This is a genomic window from Kitasatospora sp. NPDC059827, from assembly GCF_042731675.1.
Classification (GTDB): Bacteria; Actinomycetota; Actinomycetes; order Streptomycetales; family Streptomycetaceae; genus Kitasatospora.
In genome coordinates, this window is sequence record NZ_JBHWIV010000015.1 from 99,914 (window position 1) to 117,587 (window position 17,674).

A 17,674-nucleotide genomic window follows, 5' to 3' on the forward strand; every position below is an offset into this window, starting at 1 on the left:
CCAGTGGTGCGGTGGGGAAGCCCTTTCTGCCTCGTCCCTCTTGCCCGCTCAACGGGCGGGCCCCGGGACCTTGTTCCCTTGTGACCGACGCGACACCCGGTCGGCGGCTCAGAACAGCGAGCCGCCGGCCACCTGGAGGACCAACTGCGGGGCGACCGAGAGCACCACCGCCGCGGAGGCGGTGAGCCCCAGCGTGGCGGTCAGGCCGACCGGCAGCCGCCGCTCGGCACCGTCCTCGGCCGCGACGGCGGACGCGTCGGCCGGGGCGAACAGCCGGGCCGTCCACAGCAGGTAGTAGTACAGGGCGACGACCACGTTGACGGCCATCACCACGGCCAGCCACCCCAGCCCGGCGTCCACGGCCGCGCGGAACACCACGACCTTGCCGAACAGGCCGATCACGCCGGGCGGCAGCCCGGCCAGGCAGAGCAGAAAGAAGGCCAGCGCCAGCGCCGTCCAGCGGTTGCGGGCGAACAGGCCGCGGAAGTCGTCGACGCTCGTCCCGGCCCGGCGGCCGACGGCGGCGACCACCCCGAAGGCGCCGAGGTTCACCACGCCGTAGATCAGCGCGTACGCGGCGGTCGCGCCCAGCGGATCGGCCCCGGTGGGCGCGTAGCCGGCCGCGGCGAGCGGCACCAGCAGGTACCCGGCCTGACCGACCGAGGACCAGGCCAGCAGCCGCACCGCGCTGTACCGGGTGTCGAAGCGCTGCCGCAGCGCGCCGACGTTGCCGACGGTCATGGTGACGGCGGCCAGCACCGCGAGCACCAGACCCCAGGTGTGGGCGTACGGGCGGAACGCGACGGTGGTGGCGAGCGCCAGCCCGGAGAGGCCGGCCGCCTTGCCGACCACCGAGAGGTAGCCGGCCACCGGCAGCGGGGCGCCGGTGTAGGTGTCGGGCACCCAGAAGTGGAAGGGGACGGCGGCGACCTTGAAGGCGAAGCCGACCAGGGTCAGCACCGCCCCCGCCTCGGCCAGCGCCTTGAGCTGGGCGGGCGCGTGCTCCAGCCCCTGGGCGACGGCGCCGAGGTGCAGGCTGCCGCTGGCGGCGTAGACGAAGCCGATGCCGAGCAGCATCACGGCTGTCGCGGTGACGGAGGAGACGAAGAACTTGAACGCGGCCTCCGCGCCCCGCCCGTCCCGGCGCAGCGCGACCAGGGCGAAGGCGGGCAGCGAGGCGACCTCCAGGGCGATCACCATGGTGGCGAGGTCGCGGGAGGCGGGCAGCAGGGCGGCGCCGGTGGCGCTGGAGAGCAGCAGGAACCAGTACTCGCCGCGGGGCAGCTTCTGGTCCTCGACGGTGTGCATCGACAGCAGCGCCGCGATCAGCGCGCCGCCGAGCGCCAGCAGCTGGAAGACCAGCGCGAAGTGGTCGGCGACGTAGGAGCACCCGGTGGTGTCAGTGGCCCCTGCTACGTTCCGGAGGCAGAAGGTGGCCCGGGGTGATCCCCCGGTGAGGGGGAGGAGGGCGAGCAGGGCGAGGGCGAGTCCGGCCGCGGCCAGGCGGCCGAGCCAGCGCTTGTGCCGGTCGGGCAGGAAGAGGTCGGTGACCAGCACCGCGAGGGCGGCCACGGCGGCGATCAGCGGGGGCGCGATCGCCACCCAGTCCACGGACTGGATCAGGCTGCCCGGGTTGGCTACGGCGAGGGAGGTCACAGTGTGCTGCCCCGTGGAGTGAGGTCCGAGTGCGGCGGTGTGGGCTGCGAGCACGGTCAGCCACCCCCGAGGAGGTGCTTGACGGCCGGGTCGGAGAGCCCGAGCAGGAGGGCGGGCCAGAGTCCGGCCACCAGGGTGAGCGCGGCCAGCGGTGTCCAACTGACGGCCTCGTACGGCCGCAGGTCGGGCACCTCGGGCACCGGCGCGGGCTGCTCGGGGTCGCCCATGCAGACGCGCTTGACCACGATCAGCAGGTAGCCGGCGGTGAGCAGGGTGCCGAGGCCGGCCAGGACCATGTAGGTGACGAAGGCCGGGCGGGACAGCCCGGCGGCCGGGTCGAAGGCGCCGAACATGGCGAGCAGCTCGCCCCAGAAGCCGGCCAGGCCGGGCAGGCCGAGGCTGGCGACGGCGGCGAAGGCGAGCAGCGCGCCGATCCGGGGTGCCCGGCCGTACAGGGCGGCGCCGGTGGCCCCGGCGAGGGTGTCCAGGTCCGCCGTGCCGTAGCGGTCCTTGACCGCCCCGACCAGGAAGAACAGCAGGCCGGTGATCAGTCCGTGGGCGATGTTGGCGAACAGCGCGCCGTTGACGCCCACCGGGGTGAGGGAGGCGATGCCGAGCAGCACGAAGCCCATATGGCCGACGGAGGAGTAGGCGATCAGGCGCTTGAGGTCGCCCTTGGCGCCGGGGCGGGCCAGCGCGAGGCAGGCCAGCGAGCCGTAGACGATGCCGACGGCGGCGAAGGCGCCCAGGTAGGGGGCGAGCGTCGCGGTGCCGTCCGGCACGACCGGGAGGAGCACCCGGACCAGTCCGTAGGTGCCCATCTTGAGCAGCACGCCCGCGAGCAGCACCGAGCCGACCGTCGGGGCGGCGGTGTGGGCGTCGGGGAGCCAGCTGTGCAGCGGCCAGGCGGGGGCCTTGACGGCGAGCCCGACCATGATCGCCAGCGCGGCGACCACCTGGGTGGTGTGGCTCAGGCCGTTGCCGTGCCCGGCGGCCAGTGCCTGCATGTCGAAGGTGCCGGCCTTGCTGCCGATCAGCAGGAAGCCGAGCAGCATCACGGCCGAGCCGAGCAGCGTGTAGAGGATGAACCGGTTGGCCGCCGGGGTCCTCGCGCCGCTGCCCCAGCGGGCGATCAGGAAGTACATCGGGATCAGCACGATCTCGAAGGACAGGAAGAACAGGATCAGGTCCAGCACCGCGAAGGTGGCGAGCATGCCGACTTCGAGGAGCAGGAACAGCCCGACGAAGGCCTGCGGCGAGGGGACGCCATCCCCCTCCGGCAGCCGCTTCTCCGAGTACAGCGCGCAGAGGAAGGTGAGCAGCGCGGTCAGCACGACCAGCGGCAGCGAGACGCCGTCCACGCCGAGGTGGAAGCGCACGTGCAGGGCCGGGATCCAGTCCAGGTCGGTGGTGGCCTGCATCCGGGCCGGCGCGTCGTGGTCGAAGCCGGCCGCGAGGACGACGGAGAGCAGCAGCACCGCGCCGGTGAGGACGGAGTTCAGCCGCAGCGCCCGGCGGCCGGCGACGGCCCGGTCCGGGCCGAACACCGGCGCCAGGGTGAGCGCGGCGCCGAGCAGTGGCAGCACCAGGAGGGCGATGAGGACCGCGTTCATCGGGGGCTCCCAGCTTCGGCGGCGGACGGGACGGAGGGGACGGGGGCGGGGAACGACAGCACCGGCTACACCGCCACCAGGACGGCCAGCAGGACGACCCCGGCCAGCAGGGCGCTGAGGTAGGTCTGGGCGTTGCCGGTCTGCGCGAGCCGGACGGCCCGGCCCAGCAGGTTGGCGCCGATCCCGCTGCCCTGCACGTAGCCCTCGACGACCTCGCGGTCGAGGAAGCGGACCAGCCGGGCCGCCGCGACCACCGGCCGGACGAACAGCAGGTGGTAGAGCCGGTCGACGCCGAAGCCGTGCCGGGCCGGGCCGAACAGCGGGCCGAGCAGGGTGCGCCCGGGGTCGGCGACGACCACCTCGGCGGCCGGGGCTCCGGCCTGCTCGGGCACCCTCCCGGCGGCGGCCGGGGCCGGCCGGCCGGTGGCCAGCCGTGCGGTGGCCGAGCGCCAGGCGCCGTACGCGGCGAGCACGCCGACCACGGCGAGCCCGGTACCGGTGACGGCGGTGACGCCGGTGGGGCGCAGCGAGCCGCCGTCCAGCAGCGCGGGCAGCCAGTCCGAGCGCAGCCCGGCGACGCCGAAGCCGATGGTCGGGACGGCCAGCACCCACAGCGGCCAGCGCATCGCGGGCGGCTCGGCGGTGGCCGGGTCGGCCTCGTCCGGCTCGGGCGAGTAGGGCGCGTCGGCCTCGGGGGCGGCCGGGGCGGCCTGGGCCGCCCGAGCCGGTGCGGCCGCGCCGGCCGGGCTGTGGAAGGTGACCAGGAACAGCCTGGCCGCGTAGGCGCCGGTGAGCAGCGCGGTGAGCGCGGCCGAGATCAGCACGATCCAGCCGGCCGCCTGCGGCACCGCCGAGGCCGGGCCGAGGCCGTTGGTCAGCGCCTCGCCGTTGGCGGCGTGCTCGGCGGCGGTGAGCACCGCCTCCTTGCTGAAGAAGCCGGAGAACGGCGGCAGCCCGGCCAGCGCGAACAGCGCGATGCCCATCGTCCAGTGGGCGTCCGGGACGGTCCTGCGCAGGCCCGGGATCCGGGACATCGCGGAGATCGAGTTGGTGTGCGCGGCGTGGATCACCACGCCGGCGGCCAGGAACAGCAGCGCCTTGAACGCGCCGTGGCTGACCAGGTGGAACACCGAGGCCTCGCGGTCCCCGCTGGCCAGCGCGCCGGCCATGTAGCCCAGCTGGCCGACGGTGGAGTAGGCGAGGACCCGTTTGAGGTCGTCCTGGGCGAGCGCGCAGAGCGCCGAGCCGATCATCGTCACGGCGGCCATCACCGCGAGCACCACCAGGGCCGCCCCCGACTGGAGGAACACCGGCAGCAGCCGGGCCACCAGGTAGATGCCGGCCGCGACCATGGTGGCGGCGTGGATCAGGGCGGAGACCGGCGTCGGACCGGCCATCGCGTCCGGGAGCCAGGTGTGCAGCGGGAACTGGGCGCTCTTGCCGGCCACACCGGCGAGCAGCAGCAGCGCGACCAGCGTCGGGTGGCCGAGCCGGCCCTCGGTCGCGGCCGACAGCACGTCGGTGATCCGGAAGCTGCCGGCGTCCGCGGCGAGCAGGAAGATCCCGAACAGGAACGGCACGTCACCGAGCTTGGTGACCAGGAAGGCCTTGAGCGAGGCCGACCGGGCGTCGGCGCTCTCCCAGTGGTGGCCGATCAGGAAGTACGAGCAGACGCCCATGACCTCCCAGCCGACCAGCAGCACGACGAGGTCGCCCGAGTAGACCACCAGGAACATCGCCGCGGTGAACAGCGAGACCAGCGCCGCGTACGAGGGGTAGCGCCGGTCCTCCTTGAGGTACGCGGTCGAGTAGACCTGGACGCAGGTGGCGACCAGGCCGACCAGCACCGAGATCAGCGAGGTGAAGCCGTCCAGGTGAACGGAGAGCGCGATGTCCGGGCCGCCGGTCGGGGTGAGCCGGGTGGCGGCGTCCAGGGTCCGGCCGGTGCCGAGCTGGAGGGCGACCACCAGGGCGAGCACGGCCGAGACGGCGACCGGGACGATCGCCAGCGGCCGGGCCAGCCCGGGCGCCTTCTTGCCGACGGCCAGGGTCGCGGCGGCGCCGAGCGCGGGCAGCGCGGGGACGAGGACGGGCAGGGCGAGGTTCATGCGGTGGCCCGGCCCTTCAGTGCCTCGGCTGCGACCGGCTCGTCCTCGGCCGGGGTGTGCGGCTCGGCCGGGTCGCCGAGCGCGGTGGCCCGGTCGATGTCCGCCGTGCCCCGGGCCCGGAACAGCAGCAGGACGATGGCGAGCCCCAGCCCGACCTCGGCGGCGGCGACGGTGATGGTGAACAGGGTGAGCGCCTGCCCGGCGTGCAGCGAGTCGCGCAGCCAGGCGTCGAAGGCGACCAGGTCCAGGTTGACGGCGTTGAGCATCAGCTCGACGGACATCAGCACCAGGACGGCGTTGCGCCGGGCGAGCACGCCGTACACGCCGACACTGAACAGCAGCGCGGCGAGGACGACGGGGTAGGCGAGGTGCATCAGCTCTCCTCCGACGCGGACGACGAGGGCGACGCGGGTGCCGAGGGCTCGGGCTTGGGCGTGGTCGCGGCCACGGTCCCGTTCGAGCCGACCGGCCGTCCGGCCCGCAGCTTGCCCGCCCGCGGCGCCGGCACCCGGCGCCCGGACCCGCGCGACAGCACGATCGCGCCGACCAGCGCCGCCAGCAGCAGTACGGACAGCGCCTCGAAGGGCAGCACCCAGTTGCGGAACAGGCTGGCGCCGGTCACGGCGGCCGAACCGCCGCCCGCGCCGAGGTCGATCCAGGAGGTCCGGAAGGCGTCGACCACCAGGGTCACCAGCGTCCCGGCCGCGGCCAGCGCCACCACCAGGGCGACCCAGCGGTTCTCGGAGTCGGCGTCCGGCGAGCGCCCGATCGGCGCCCTGGTGAGCATCAGCCCGAACAGCACCAGGACGACCACCGAGCCCAGGTAGATCAGCACCTGCACCCAGGCGATGAACTCGGCCGTGAGCAGCAGGAACTCCACCGCCAGCCCGCCGAGCGCGACCACCAGCCAGAGCGCGGCGTGCACCAGCTGCTTGGTGGTCACGGAGACCACCGCCGAGCCGAGCACCGCGATGCCGACCAGCAGGAAGACGACCTCCTGCCCGGTCGGGGACAGGAACGAACGGGCGGCCGGCTCCAGGGAACCGGTCGCCGCGAGGAGCGTGGCAGCGGCGTTCACGCGTCGTCACCCTTCTCCTCGATGGCCTCGGCAGCGTCAGCAGCCTCGGCGGCCCCAGCGGCCTCGGCGGCCTCGATCGCTGCGGCGGCCGCGGCGGCCAGCTTGTCCGCCGCCTTGCGCGCGGTGGCGATCTCCTTGGGCTCCTCGGCCGCCGGGTCCAGCGCCGGCGGCGCCGGGACGGTCCACATCCACTCGCGGAGCTTCTCCCGCTCGTGGGTCAGCTCGTGGATGTCGGTCTCCGCGTACTCGAACTCCGGCGACCAGAACAGGGCGTCGAAGGGGCAGACCTCGATGCAGATCCCGCAGTACATGCAGAGCGAGAAGTCGATGGCGAAGCGGTCCAGCACGTTGCGGGTGCGGGCCCGGGCGTTCGGCTCGGCGGCCGGCAGCGTCTCCTTGTGGGAGTCGATGTAGATGCACCAGTCCGGGCACTCGCGCGCGCAGAGCATGCACACCGTGCAGTTCTCCTCCAGCAGCGCGATGACGCCGCGCGAACGCGGCGGCAGCACCGGCTGGACCTCGGGGTACTGCGCGGTGACGGTCTTCCTCGTCATCGTCCGCAGCGTCACGGCCAGGCCCTTGGCGAGGCCGGCACCGGGGAAACTCATGCGATCGCCACCTTGATGATGCCGGTGAGGGCCAGCTGGACGAGCGCGAGCGGGATCAGCACGATCCAGGCGAAGCGCATCAGCTGGTCCTCGCGCAGACGCGGGTAGGTGACCCGCAGCCAGATGACCACGAAGGCCAGCGCGAAGGTCTTGAGGAGCATCCAGAGCCAGCCGAGCTGGTCCGCCATCGGCCCGTGCCACCCGCCGAGGAACAGCACCGCCGTCAGCGCCGACACCACCAGGATGCCCACGTACTCGGACAGCAGGAACAGCGCGAAGCGCAGCCCGGTGTACTCGGTGTACGCGCCGAAGATGATCTCCGAGTCGGCGACCGGCATGTCGAACGGCGGCCGCTGGAGCTCGGCCAGACCGGCCGTGAAGAACACGAAGGCGCCGATGATCTGCCAGGGCAGCCAGTACCACTGCCAGGCGTCCAGGATCCCGGGCAGCGACAGGGTGCCGGCGGCCATCGCCACCGAGGCCGCCGCGAGCACCATCGGCAGCTCGTAGGACATCAGCTGGGCGGCCGTGCGCAGGCCGCCGAGCAGCGAGAACTTGTTCGCCGAGGCCCAGCCGGCCATCAGCTTGCCGATCACGCCGACGCCCATCACGGCCAGCACGAAGAACAGCCCGGCGTCGATCGCCTGGCCGACGAAGCCGTTCGGGCCGACCGGGATCGCCAGCAGCACGAAGAGGTACGGCAGCAGCGAGACGGCGGGCGCCAGCTGGAAGACCCGGCGGTCCGCGTCGGCCGGGACGATGTCCTCCTTCTGGGCGAACTTCACCCCGTCCGCGACGAGCTGGGCCCAGCCGTGGAAGCCGCCCGCGTACATCGGGCCGAGCCGGCCCTGCATGTGCGCCATCACCTTGTGCTCGGTCTGGCCGATGAGCAGCGGGAAGACCAGGAAGACGACCAGGGTGGCGACGCAGCGGAGCACCGTGTCGAGCAGGTTCACGCGCCGTCTCCGTCCTGGTCGGCCGCTCCGGCCGAGTTCTCGTCCTTCGCCCCGCCGGGCTCCTGCTCGCCGGGCCCGCCCGAGGGCTTCTCCTCGTGGGCGGGCACCGGGTGGTGCCAGGGCGCGTCGGAGGAACGGGGCCGGGCCGGGGCCTGGGGCTCGGCCGTCGGTTCGGCCGTCGGTTCGGCGGCGGTCTCGGCCGCCTGGCTGACCGAACCGGCGGACACCGACCGGGTCCGCCGCGGCCGGTCGGTCCGCACCGGCGGAGCGCCTTCGGCAGCGGGCACGCCGGGCACGCCGGGAGCAGCCGCGGCCTCCGGGGCCGCCGCCTCCTCGCCGCCCGCCTGGCTCGCCGAGCCCTCGGAGACCGACCTGGTCCGCCGCGGCCGGTCCGCCCGCACCGCCGGAGCGCCCTCGGCGGCAGGTGCGCCGGCGCCGGCCGCAGCCGCAGCCGCAGCCGCAGCCGCCCGAGGCGTACGCGCCGCCGCGCCGGCCGCCCGCGCACCGCGCGCGGGCCGCTCGGCCACCGGCGGCAGGGTGCCCTTGAGCGGCCCCCACTCGTTCGGGTCCGGCACGCCGGCCGGCTGCATCTTGCGCCGGGCCGGTCCCGCGCCGTGGTCCGACTCGCCCGGCTCCTTGGCGCCCGGCCAGTCCTTGGCGACCCGCGCCGCGAGCACGAACTCCTTGCGCAGCGGGTGCCCCTCGAAGCCGTCCGGCAGCAGCAGGGTGGCCAGGTGCGGGTGCCCGGGGAAGTCGATGCCGAACATCTCGTGGGTCTCGCGCTCGTGCCAGGCGGCCCCGGCGTACACCGCGACGGCGCTCGGCAGTGCGGCGCCGTCCCGCGGCACCCGGGTGCGCAGCGCGAGGTGCCGCACGCCCGGCGCCTCGACGGCGGCCAGGTGGGCGACGACGGAGAAGCCCTCGGCGAGCTCGTCGACGGCGCTCAGCCAGTCGAAGAAGCCCAGGCCCAGCACGTCCCGGGCGGTGGTGAGTGCCTCGATCCAGCGCTCGGCCGGCACGTCGACGGTGATCAGGCCGTACGCCTCGGCGCCGGTCGCCCACTCCCCGACCGACGCCGCGTACTGCTCCGCCGTGAGCGTCTCGACAGGTCGCTCGCCGCGCTCGCTCACGACACTCCTCCATCGTTCGGGGGCCCCGCCACCAGCGGCCGGCGCAGTGCCGCCGCGGGCGCGGTGTAGCGGCCGGGCAGGGACTCGGCGGCGATCTTCTCCTGGAGCTTGAGGATGCCCTGGAGCAGCGCCTCCGGCCGCGGCGGGCAGCCGGGCACGTAGACGTCGACCGGGATGATCTGGTCCACGCCCTTGGTGACGGAGTAGGAGTCCCAGTACGGGCCGCCGGAGTTGGAGCAGGCCCCGAAGGAGATGACGTACTTCGGCTCGGGCATCTGCTCGTAGAGCCGCTTGACGGCGGGCGCCATCTTGTCGGTGACCGTCCCGGAGACGATCATCAGGTCCGCCTGCCGGGGGCCGGGCGCGAACGGGATCACACCCATCCGGATGAAGTCGTGCTTGGCCATGGACGCGGCGATGAACTCGATCGCGCAGCAGGCCAGGCCGAAGTTGAAGCACCAGAGGCTGTAGCGGCGGCCCCAGTTGAGCACGACCTTGACCGGGTCCGGCGCGAGCCGGGCCAGCGGGCCGATGCTGCGGCGCTCGACGGCGCCGGGGGCGGCCGGGTCGGGCAGTCCGAGCGGGACGGGACCGCCCTGGCCACCGTGCGAGTGGGTGTGCGTCACGTCCATTCCAGAACGCCCTTCTTCCAGGCGTAGAGCAGTCCGACCGCGAGGAAGCCGATGAAGAGGAACATCTCGATCAGCGTTCCGGCGCCGTACCCGGCGGCGGCGAAGACGGTCGCCCACGGGAACAGGTAGATCGCGTCGACCGCGAAGATCACGTAGAGGAAGGCGTACACGTAGTAGCGGATCTGGGTGTGCGCCCAGTCCTCGCCCACCGGGTCCACCCCGCACTCGTAGGCGAGGAGCTTCTCGGGCGAGTACACCACCGGCCGGAGCAGCCGGTTGGCGGTGAACGCCACGGTCACGAAGAGCACCCCGATGACGGCCAGCAGGCCCATCGCGGCGTACGCGTCGAAGTAGCCGCCGCCGACCGACGGGTCGGCCGCGACGGCAGCCACCTGCTGCCCCTCCATGCCTTCGCCTCCACCTCGGCCGCGAACCCGCCCTCAAGACAGTTCTACGACTTTTCCTCACACGGTCTTAACCATGGCCAATGCGTGAGTCTAAGGGGAGGGCTCCACTCCCCCCGAAACCTGCCCGCTCCGCAAGACGTCCCGTGGACAACCCGGTGAACGCCCGGCGGCCCTCCGGGGTGGGGATAACCCCCGCCCCGGAAGATGTATCACCCCCATGGCACATCCCCTCCCCCGTTCGGGATGCTGGGGGCCGCCAGCTCGAACGAGGGGACGGATGATCCGATGAAGTCGCTGAACCGCGCCGTGGACGCCATCAAGGAGCAGGACGCTCGGATGGAGCGCCCGCCGCTGTACGGCGCGCGGATGTGGCGCCAGGTCGGACACCTGATGCTCAACTTCCCGCTGGGCATCGCGGGCTTCGTGCTCTCGGTGACCGCGCTGTCGGCCGGACTGGGCCTGTCGGTGACGGTGATCGGCCTGCCGGTGCTGGCCGCCGGCCTGGCCGGGTCCCGCGCCCTGGGCGCCCTGGGCCGCAGCCGGGCCCGCTCGGCGTACGGCTCCGCGATCGACGATCCGCAGCCGGTGAAGCAGCGCCGCCCGGGCCTGGTCGGCTACACCATCGCCCACCTCACCGACCTGCTGAACTGGCGCTCGGCGCTCTACAACGTGCTGATGCTGCCCTGGGGCATCCTGAGCTTCACCCTGACCCTGGTCTCGGTGATCACGCTGTGGCCGGTGCTGCCCTTCATCGTGCGCGCGATGGCCGCGGTCGACCGGATCCTGATCGAGTCGCTGCTCTTCCCCGGCGCGCTGGCCGAGCGGGTGCGCGAGCTGGAGGACGACCGCGGCACCGTGGTCGAGACCGCCGCCGCCGACCTGCGCCGGATCGAGCGCGACCTGCACGACGGCGCCCAGGCCCGGCTGGTCGCGCTGGCGATGGACCTCGGCATGGCCAAGGAGCGGCTGCGGGAGGTGGAGACCCAGGAGGACATGGCGGTCGCCGCCCGGATGGTCGACAACGCGCACGGTGAGGTGAAGCTGGCCCTCCAGGAGCTGCGCGACCTGGCCCGCGGCATCCACCCGGCGGTGCTCACCGACCGAGGCCTGGACGCGGCGCTGTCCGCGGTGTCGGCCCGCTGCACCGTCCCGGGCGGGGTGAAGGTGAACGTCGACCTGGCCGGGCCGGACGGCGAGCCCGAGCGCCCGGACTCGGCGGTCGAGGGCATCGCGTACTTCACCGTCAGCGAGCTGCTGACCAACGTCTCCAAGCACGCCGGCGCCACCAGCGCCTCGGTCGACGTCTGGCGCTCGGACGACCAGCTGATGGTGCTGGTCCAGGACGACGGCCGGGGCGGGGCGGCCCCCTACCCGGGCAGCGGCCTGGCCGGGCTGGCCGAGCGGATCCGGGCGGTGGACGGGGTGTTCCTGGTGGAGAGCCCGGAGGGCGGCCCGACCACCGTCACCGTCGAGCTGCCCTGGCGCACCCGCACCGCCCGCCGCTAGGAGGCGCCCCGAACGCCCGGGAACGCGAAGGGGCGCCGGGACCCGTCGAGGCAGTGGACGGGTCCCGGCGCCGGTCCGGTGCGGCGGCCATCCCGCGGAACCCTTGCGCGGTGGACGGGCCGGCCGGCGTACCGGGGTCGGGGGGGCGGGTGCGCTAGGAGCTGCTCTCCAGCGTGCCGAGGGTGACGTCGGCGGTCGCGCCGTTGCCGTCCCTGGTGTAGCCGACGGTGACCTTGTTGCCCGGGGTGAGCGAGGCGAGCGCGGTGGTGAGCGCGTTCAGCGAGTCGACCGGGGTGTCGCCGAGCTTGGTGATGACGTCGCCGGCCTGGAGCCCCGCCGAGGCGGCCGGGCCGCCCTGGCTGACCGCCACGATGACCGCGCCGGCCGGCTGGAACTGCTGGTTGAAGCTGGTCCGGGCGGTGACGCCGAGCGCGGCCCGCCCGGAGTTGGTGACCTTGCCCTGCTTGATCAGCTGGTCGGTGATGTTGGTGATGGTGGACGCCGGGATGGCGAAGCCGATGCCGGGGGCCGCCGCGCCGTTGGTCTGCGGCTCGGTCGCGGCGAGGGTGTTGATGCCGATCACCTGGCTGTCCAGGTTGACCAGCGCGCCGCCGCTGTTGCCCGGGTTGATCGCGGCCGAGGTCTGCACCATGTTGCCGATGGTGGCGCCCGGCGAGCCGCCGCCGCGGGGCTCGGAGACGGTCCGCCCGGTGGCCGAGACGATGCCCTGGGTGACGCTGCTGGAGAGCCCGAGCGGGCTGCCCATGGCCAGGGTGATCTGGCCGAGCTGGACCTTGCTCGAATCGCCGAAGGCGGCCGGCTTGAGGCCGCCGGGCGGGCTGCTGAGCTTGATCACCGCGAGGTCGGAGTCCGGGTAGCTGGCGACCAGGGTGGCGTCCAGCGACTTGGTGGAGTTGGCCAGCGTCACGGTGAAGGTGGTCGCCGTGCCGACCACGTGGGCGTTGGTGACGATGTCGCCCTTGTCGTCGTAGACGATCCCGGAGCCGAGGCTGTCGCCGGTGGTGATCTGGACCACCGAGGGCAGCACGTCGGCGATCACCTTCTGGTAAGCGTCCTGCAGCTGGTTGGCGCCGCCCGGCTGGGCGGCGGGCGCGGCGGAGGCCTGCCTGCTCGCGCCGGAGGAGGAGGCCGAGGACGAGGAGGAGGCCGAGGAGGAGGACGAGCTGCTGCACCCGGCCAGTGCCAGGGCGAGCGCCGTGACCGCCGCGACCCCGCCGGACGCGAGCAGCCGCCGGTGCGCCGCCTTGGGACCGGTCGGCCGGGGGCCGGCCGGCAGCGGTCGGTTGTGTTCCTTCTTTCGGCTCACCTGGCTGCCTCCGATTCGTCACCGCGCGGGCGCGGGCATGAGAGCACGGAAATCTTTGTCAGCATTTCACCGATTTGTCCGTTTTGCCGTCCCGACTCGCCCGAACACCGGCGACCGAAACCGAACGCCTAGGATTGCCGCATGACTTGGTTGATCACCGGCGGTGCCGGATACATCGGCGGACACGTCGTCCGCCAGCTGCTCGACGCCGGTGAGCGCGTCGCCGTCCTGGACGACCTGAGCACCGGCGACGCCTCCCGGGTGCCGGCCGGCGTCCCGCTGATCGAGGGCTCCACCCTGGACCGCGCCGCCCTGGACGCCGCGATCCGCGAGCACGGCATCGAGGGCATCCTGCACTTCGCCGCCAAGAAGCAGGTCGGCGAGTCGGTCGAGCAGCCGTTCCTGTACTACCGGGAGAACATGATCGGCCTGCAGACGGTCCTGGAGGCCGCGGCCGAGGGCGGCGTCAAGCGCTTCCTGTTCTCCTCCTCCGCCGCCGTCTACGGCATGCCGGACGTCGACCTGGTCACCGAGTCGACCCCGTGCGCCCCGATGAGCCCGTACGGCGAGACCAAGCTGGCCGGCGAGTGGCTGGTCGCCGCCGCGGGCAAGGCCCACGGGATGTCCACCGTGGCCCTGCGCTACTTCAACGTGGCCGGCGCCGCCTCGCCCGAGCTCTCCGACACCGGGGTGTTCAACCTGATCCCGATGGTCTTCGAGCGGCTGACCGCCGGCGAGGCCCCGCGGGTCTTCGGCGACGACTACGCGACCCCGGACGGCAGCTGCGTCCGCGACTACATCCACGTCTCCGACATCGCCTCGGCGCACGTCGCGGCCGCCAAGCGGCTGGCCGCCGACCCGGCCGGCGAGACCGCGCTGGTGCTGAACATCGGCCGCGGCGAGGGCGTCAGCGTCAAGGAGATGATCGAGGTCATCGGCAAGGTGACCGGCTACGACACCACCGCCGACGTGACCCCGCGCCGCCCCGGCGACCCGGCCCGGGTGGTGGCCGCCGCCGACCTGATCCACCGCGAGCTGGGCTGGAGCGCCGGCCACGACGTCGAGGCCATGGTCTCCTCCGCGTGGGAGGGCTGGTGCAGCCGCCACCCCGGGGCCCGCAAGGCCTGACCGGTCGGTGACCGGACCACCGGACGGCGGTGTCCGCCCCGCTCAGCGGGCGGGCACCGCCGTGCCGTAGTAGGCGTCCAGCGCGTACACGCAGCGGTCCTTGGAGCCGACGAAGACCCGCCCGCCGACCGCCACCGGGGAGCCGGTGAGCTCGCCCTTGGTGCCGAGCTCCCAGCGCAGCTGACCGGTCGCCAGGTCCAGGGTGTGCAGCGAGTGGTCCCGGCTGCCCAGGTGCACCAGGCCGTCGGCCACCGCCGGGGAGCCGACGATCTCGCCGCGCGTGGTGTAGCGCCAGCGCTCCCGGCCGGTCGCCGCCTCGAAGGCGTACAGCACCTCGCCGCTGCCGACCAGCACCATGCCGTCCCCGACCACCACCGGCTCGGCGCCCTGGCGGCTGCCGGTGACCCCGCGCCAGCGGTCCAGGCCGGTGGCCGCGTCCAGCGCGTAGACGGTGCCCAGGTAGTCGGCCACGTAGACCGCGTCGCCGTCCAGCGCCGGCGGGGTGAACAGCACCACCGGGGCGTCGAAGCGCCAGCGCTCGGTGCCGCTGGCCGCGTCCAGCGCGTACACCCGGGTGCCCGCCGTCACGTACAGCACGCCGCCGCGCTCGACCGGGTGCGCGGGCACGTCCTCGCCGACCTGGAAGGACCAGCGCAGGCCGGCCCCGCGCGGATCCACGCAGCGCAGCCGTCCGGCGCCGAAGTAGTAGGCGGCGCCGCCCACCAGGACCGGGCCGGACTGCGGGTTCTCGTAGTCCTGCTGGGCGTCGTCGGCGCGCCACAGCTCGGCGCCGGTGGCGGCCGCGCGCAGCTGGACGCCGCCGCCGCGCACCCCGCAGCAGAGCACGCCGTCGGCGGCGGAGAGCGAGTAGACCCAGCCGTCCAGCGAGGTGCGCCAGCGCTCGGTGCCGTCCGCGACGTCCACCGTGTACAGGTGCGGGCCGTCCGCGGCGTGCACCCGGCCGGCGTCCACCGCGAGCGCCCAGGCGACGTCCCGGGTCTTGTAGCGGCGCTCGCCGGAGGCGATGTCCAGCGCGTGCACCTCGAAGCTGGAGACGAAGAGCGTGCCGTCGGCGACCACCGGGGTGCCCCAGACGTCGTTGGACATCCGGAACCGCCAGGGGCGCCAGCGGGCCGCCGCGGCGGGCGGCGGGGTCGGAACGGGCGGCGGGGTCGGCGCCGCCCGGCGGACCCAGTCGGTGGTGGCCGGGGCGGTGCTCGGACCGGGCTGCTCGTGCTCGGCCCGCGGCCCCGGGCCTATCCGCACCGAGGCGCCGGACAGCTGCACCTCGACGGCCATGCCGCCGGTGGGCGCGCGGTGCTTGTTCTTGGAGGGGATCTTCGCGGTCGGGATCCCGTCGTCCTGGCCCCCGGGGCGCGGCCCGGCGTGCACCGGCCCGGTCGGCGGGGCGTGCCCGGCCCCGGGGTAGGTGCGCGGGTCGTCCGGGCCGGGGTGCGGCGGCGGCACGTGCGGCTGCTGCGGCGGGCCCTGGGTGTGCGGCGGCCGCGGCGGCTCGGCCGGGCCGGGGTACGAGCGGGGCTGGGCGCTCGGGCGGCGGCCGCGCTTGCGCTCGATCAGCTCCAGCGCGTGGGGCGGCAGCCAGTCGCCGACCTCCCCGGCGGCGTCGTCCCGGGAGAACAGGTGCGGGGCCAGCTCGGCCTGGATCTGCGCGGGGGTGGGCCGGCGCTCGGGCGCCTGCTGCATGCAGGCCCGGACCAGGTCCATCAGCTCGGGCGCCATCCCGGTGAGGTCCGGCTCCTCCCGCAGCAGCTGGAACACCGTCTCGACCGGGTTGGAGCCGCGGAACGGGGGGTGCCCGGTGGCGCAGAAGACCATCAGCGAGCCGAGTGAGAAGACGTCGCTGGCGCCCCGGACGGTCCGGCTGTCCCGGGCCTGCTCCGGGGACATGTAGGCGGGGGTGCCGACCGCGACGTTGGTCATGGTCAGCCGGGTGCTGGAGACCCCGGCCGCGATGCCGAAGTCGATCACCTTCGGGCCGTCCTCGACCACCAGCACGTTGGAGGGCTTGAGGTCGCGGTGGATCAGTCCGGCCGCGTGGATGGACTGCAGCGCCTCGGCGATGCCCGCGACCAGCCAGCGGGTGGCGTCGACCGGCAGCGGGCCGCACTCCTCGACCAGGTCCTCCAGGGAGGGCGCCGGGATGTACGCGGTGGCCAGCCAGGGCACCCGGGCGTCCGCGTCGGCGTCCACCACGGCCGCGGTGTAGAAACCGCCGACCGTCTTGGCCGCCGCGATCTCCCGGGCGAAGCGGACCCGGAACAGCTCGTCCTCGGCCAGCTCCCCCCGGACGGTCTTGATGGCCACCCGGCGCCCGGAGGCGGAGCGCGCCAGGTAGACCAGCCCCATCCCACCCGCGCCGAGCCGCCCCAGCACCTCGAAGGGCCCGATCCTCCTCGGATCGTGCGCCGTCAGCTGGTCCACTCCGCAGCCACCTCCCCGTCGTCCGCACCCGCCGCGTGGTGCCGGACCCGATTCTCCAATGCCGCCCCGCGCAACTCCAACCTCCCCCACCGGGAGACGGCCACCGCCCCGGACGGACAGTCCGCTGGTCAGCGGTGACGGAACGGCCGGATCCTGACGCCCGATCCGGCCCCGGCTTGCGCCCCGGGGCCCGGACCGTCCACGTTCCGACCCCCCTCACCGGTCACGCTCTGTCACCCGACCACCCCTCAGCGGACTCGCCGTCACGCTATGGGGTCAAAAGCACACGGGGGGGCTTCAAGAGCGCCTTCGGACCCCGGTGAATATCCGTCCGAAGTGGTTCAGGCCGCTATAGCGACCCCCGTGCGGAGTAATAGTCGCATCACCGAATCGCGCCAAGATCGTGCCACGGTAAGCTGACGGCATGACAGGACAAGTTCGCACCGTCGACGGTCGCGTCGCCGGGCGACGCGGACAGGAGACGCGGCAGAAGCTGCTCGACTGCCTCCGCGAGATGCTCAGCACGTCGCCCTATCGGGACGTCAAGGTCATCGACGTCGCCCGTATGGCGGGTACCTCCCCCGCGACCTTCTACCAGTACTTCCCGGATGTCGAGGGCGCAGTCCTCGAAATCGCCGAGGAAATGGCCAAGGACTCCGACACCCTCAAAGAGCTGGTGGCCGGAAAGTCCTGGGCAGGGAAGTCCGGACCGACCACTTCGGAAGAACTGGTCGACGGATTCCTCGCCTTCTGGCGCAAGAACGACGCCATTCTCCGAGTGGTCACGCTCGGTGCCGCGGAAGGGGACAAGCGGTTCTTCAAGATCCGCATGACCGTCCTCAACTCGGTCGCCAAGCCGCTCGCGGAGGCCGTCAAGGAACTCCAGGCGAAGGGTCAGGCCGACAAGTCACTCGACCCGAACGCCGTCGCCGGGGCCCTGGTCTCGCTGCTCGCCTCGGCGGCCGAGCACCAGAAGGCCTTCACCTCCTGGGGCGTCAAGGTCAAGGACCTCAAGCCCAACCTCGCTCCCCTGGTGTACCTGGGCGTCACCGGCAAGAAGGCGCCCAAGTAGGACCCTCCTCC

The 17,674-nt window shown here is 73.5% G+C and carries 15 protein-coding genes; 3 read left to right on the forward strand and 12 right to left on the reverse strand.

The genetic code is table 11. The features are described 5' to 3' along the window. Positions 1 to 108: 108 nt before the first annotated feature. The 10 genes from ACFV8H_RS12715 to ACFV8H_RS12760 all read right to left on the reverse strand — a co-directional run bounded on the left by ACFV8H_RS12715 (position 109) and on the right by ACFV8H_RS12760 (position 10,188). Positions 109 to 1,656 (reverse strand): NADH-quinone oxidoreductase subunit N, encoded by a 1,548-nt coding sequence (locus ACFV8H_RS12715; protein ID WP_380399019.1) that lies wholly within the window; start codon positions 1,654 to 1,656, stop codon positions 109 to 111. Positions 1,657 to 1,712: 56 nt separating this feature from the next. Continuing rightward, a complete protein-coding gene (locus ACFV8H_RS12720; RefSeq protein ID WP_375881894.1) occupies positions 1,713 to 3,269 on the reverse strand; it encodes a NuoM family protein in 1,557 nt (518 codons plus the stop codon). A gap of 65 nt (positions 3,270 to 3,334) precedes the next feature. Then, positions 3,335 to 5,377 carry an NADH-quinone oxidoreductase subunit L gene (locus ACFV8H_RS12725; protein WP_380399021.1) on the reverse strand — a complete coding sequence of 681 codons (2,043 nt, stop codon included), beginning with the start codon at positions 5,375 to 5,377 and terminating at the stop codon, positions 3,335 to 3,337. Beyond that, complete coding sequence (gene nuoK / locus ACFV8H_RS12730; protein WP_380399023.1) at positions 5,374 to 5,751, reverse strand: NADH-quinone oxidoreductase subunit NuoK; 378 nt, start codon at positions 5,749 to 5,751, stop codon at positions 5,374 to 5,376. Before nuoK ends, ACFV8H_RS12725 begins: the two co-directional genes overlap by 4 nt. Continuing rightward, positions 5,751 to 6,455 carry an NADH-quinone oxidoreductase subunit J gene (locus ACFV8H_RS12735; protein WP_380399024.1) on the reverse strand — a complete coding sequence of 235 codons (705 nt, stop codon included), beginning with the start codon at positions 6,453 to 6,455 and terminating at the stop codon, positions 5,751 to 5,753. The genes nuoK and ACFV8H_RS12735 overlap by 1 nt, the downstream gene beginning before the upstream one ends. Continuing rightward, a complete protein-coding gene (locus tag ACFV8H_RS12740; RefSeq protein WP_380399026.1) occupies positions 6,452 to 7,063 on the reverse strand; it encodes a NuoI/complex I 23 kDa subunit family protein in 612 nt (203 codons plus the stop codon). Before ACFV8H_RS12740 ends, ACFV8H_RS12735 begins: the two co-directional genes overlap by 4 nt. Then, a complete protein-coding gene (gene nuoH / locus ACFV8H_RS12745; RefSeq protein ID WP_375881885.1) occupies positions 7,060 to 8,019 on the reverse strand; it encodes an NADH-quinone oxidoreductase subunit NuoH in 960 nt (319 codons plus the stop codon). The genes ACFV8H_RS12740 and nuoH overlap by 4 nt, the downstream gene beginning before the upstream one ends. Next, positions 8,016 to 9,149, reverse strand: a complete 1,134-nt coding sequence (locus ACFV8H_RS12750; RefSeq protein WP_380399028.1) for an NADH-quinone oxidoreductase subunit C — start codon at positions 9,147 to 9,149, stop codon at positions 8,016 to 8,018. Before ACFV8H_RS12750 ends, nuoH begins: the two co-directional genes overlap by 4 nt. Then, positions 9,146 to 9,781, reverse strand: coding sequence for an NADH-quinone oxidoreductase subunit B (locus ACFV8H_RS12755; RefSeq protein ID WP_380399030.1), 636 nt, complete (start codon positions 9,779 to 9,781; stop codon positions 9,146 to 9,148). Before ACFV8H_RS12755 ends, ACFV8H_RS12750 begins: the two co-directional genes overlap by 4 nt. Next, on the reverse strand, positions 9,772 to 10,188 hold the full coding sequence (locus ACFV8H_RS12760) for an NADH-quinone oxidoreductase subunit A (protein WP_380399032.1): 417 nt from the start codon (positions 10,186 to 10,188) through the stop codon (positions 9,772 to 9,774). The genes ACFV8H_RS12755 and ACFV8H_RS12760 overlap by 10 nt, the downstream gene beginning before the upstream one ends. Positions 10,189 to 10,524: 336 nt before the next feature. Between ACFV8H_RS12760 and ACFV8H_RS12765 the strand changes: the two genes are divergently transcribed. After that, the gene (locus ACFV8H_RS12765; protein WP_380399093.1) at positions 10,525 to 11,694 is read left to right on the forward strand and encodes a sensor histidine kinase; all 1,170 of its coding nucleotides are present in this window, start codon (positions 10,525 to 10,527) and stop codon (positions 11,692 to 11,694) included. A 154-nt stretch (positions 11,695 to 11,848) separates the two neighbouring features. Here ACFV8H_RS12765 and ACFV8H_RS12770 read toward each other — a convergent pair whose 3' ends face one another. Then, positions 11,849 to 12,943 (reverse strand): S1C family serine protease, encoded by a 1,095-nt coding sequence (locus ACFV8H_RS12770; RefSeq protein ID WP_380399095.1) that lies wholly within the window; start codon positions 12,941 to 12,943, stop codon positions 11,849 to 11,851. A gap of 219 nt (positions 12,944 to 13,162) precedes the next feature. Here ACFV8H_RS12770 and galE point away from each other — a divergent pair, with 219 nt between their 5' ends. Continuing rightward, positions 13,163 to 14,149, forward strand: coding sequence for a UDP-glucose 4-epimerase GalE (gene galE, locus ACFV8H_RS12775; protein WP_380399034.1), 987 nt, complete (start codon positions 13,163 to 13,165; stop codon positions 14,147 to 14,149). 42 nt (positions 14,150 to 14,191) lie between these two features. Here the strand turns inward: galE and ACFV8H_RS12780 are convergent, their stop codons facing one another. Further along, a complete protein-coding gene (locus tag ACFV8H_RS12780; RefSeq protein WP_380399036.1) occupies positions 14,192 to 16,591 on the reverse strand; it encodes a PQQ-binding-like beta-propeller repeat protein in 2,400 nt (799 codons plus the stop codon). Between the two features lie 424 nt (positions 16,592 to 17,015). Here ACFV8H_RS12780 and ACFV8H_RS12785 point away from each other — a divergent pair, with 424 nt between their 5' ends. Next, positions 17,016 to 17,663, forward strand: coding sequence for a TetR family transcriptional regulator (locus tag ACFV8H_RS12785; protein WP_188307623.1), 648 nt, complete (start codon positions 17,016 to 17,018; stop codon positions 17,661 to 17,663). The last annotated feature ends 11 nt before the right edge of the window (positions 17,664 to 17,674 follow it).

Excerpts from the sequence above, each read along its gene's own strand:
- ACFV8H_RS12720 (WP_375881894.1), bottom strand. The coding sequence starts at position 3,269 with ATGAACGCGGTCCTCATCGCCCTCCTGGTGCTGCCACTGCTCGGCGCC.
- ACFV8H_RS12725 (WP_380399021.1), bottom strand. The coding sequence starts at position 5,377 with ATGAACCTCGCCCTGCCCGTCCTCGTCCCCGCGCTGCCCGCGCTCGGC.
- nuoK (WP_380399023.1), bottom strand. The coding sequence starts at position 5,751 with ATGCACCTCGCCTACCCCGTCGTCCTCGCCGCGCTGCTGTTCAGTGTC.
- ACFV8H_RS12740 (WP_380399026.1), bottom strand. The coding sequence starts at position 7,063 with ATGAGTTTCCCCGGTGCCGGCCTCGCCAAGGGCCTGGCCGTGACGCTG.
- ACFV8H_RS12755 (WP_380399030.1), bottom strand. The coding sequence starts at position 9,781 with ATGGACGTGACGCACACCCACTCGCACGGTGGCCAGGGCGGTCCCGTC.
- ACFV8H_RS12760 (WP_380399032.1), bottom strand. The coding sequence starts at position 10,188 with ATGGAGGGGCAGCAGGTGGCTGCCGTCGCGGCCGACCCGTCGGTCGGC.
- ACFV8H_RS12765 (WP_380399093.1), top strand. The coding sequence starts at position 10,525 with ATGGAGCGCCCGCCGCTGTACGGCGCGCGGATGTGGCGCCAGGTCGGA.
- galE (WP_380399034.1), top strand. The coding sequence starts at position 13,163 with ATGACTTGGTTGATCACCGGCGGTGCCGGATACATCGGCGGACACGTC.
- ACFV8H_RS12785 (WP_188307623.1), top strand. The coding sequence starts at position 17,016 with ATGACAGGACAAGTTCGCACCGTCGACGGTCGCGTCGCCGGGCGACGC.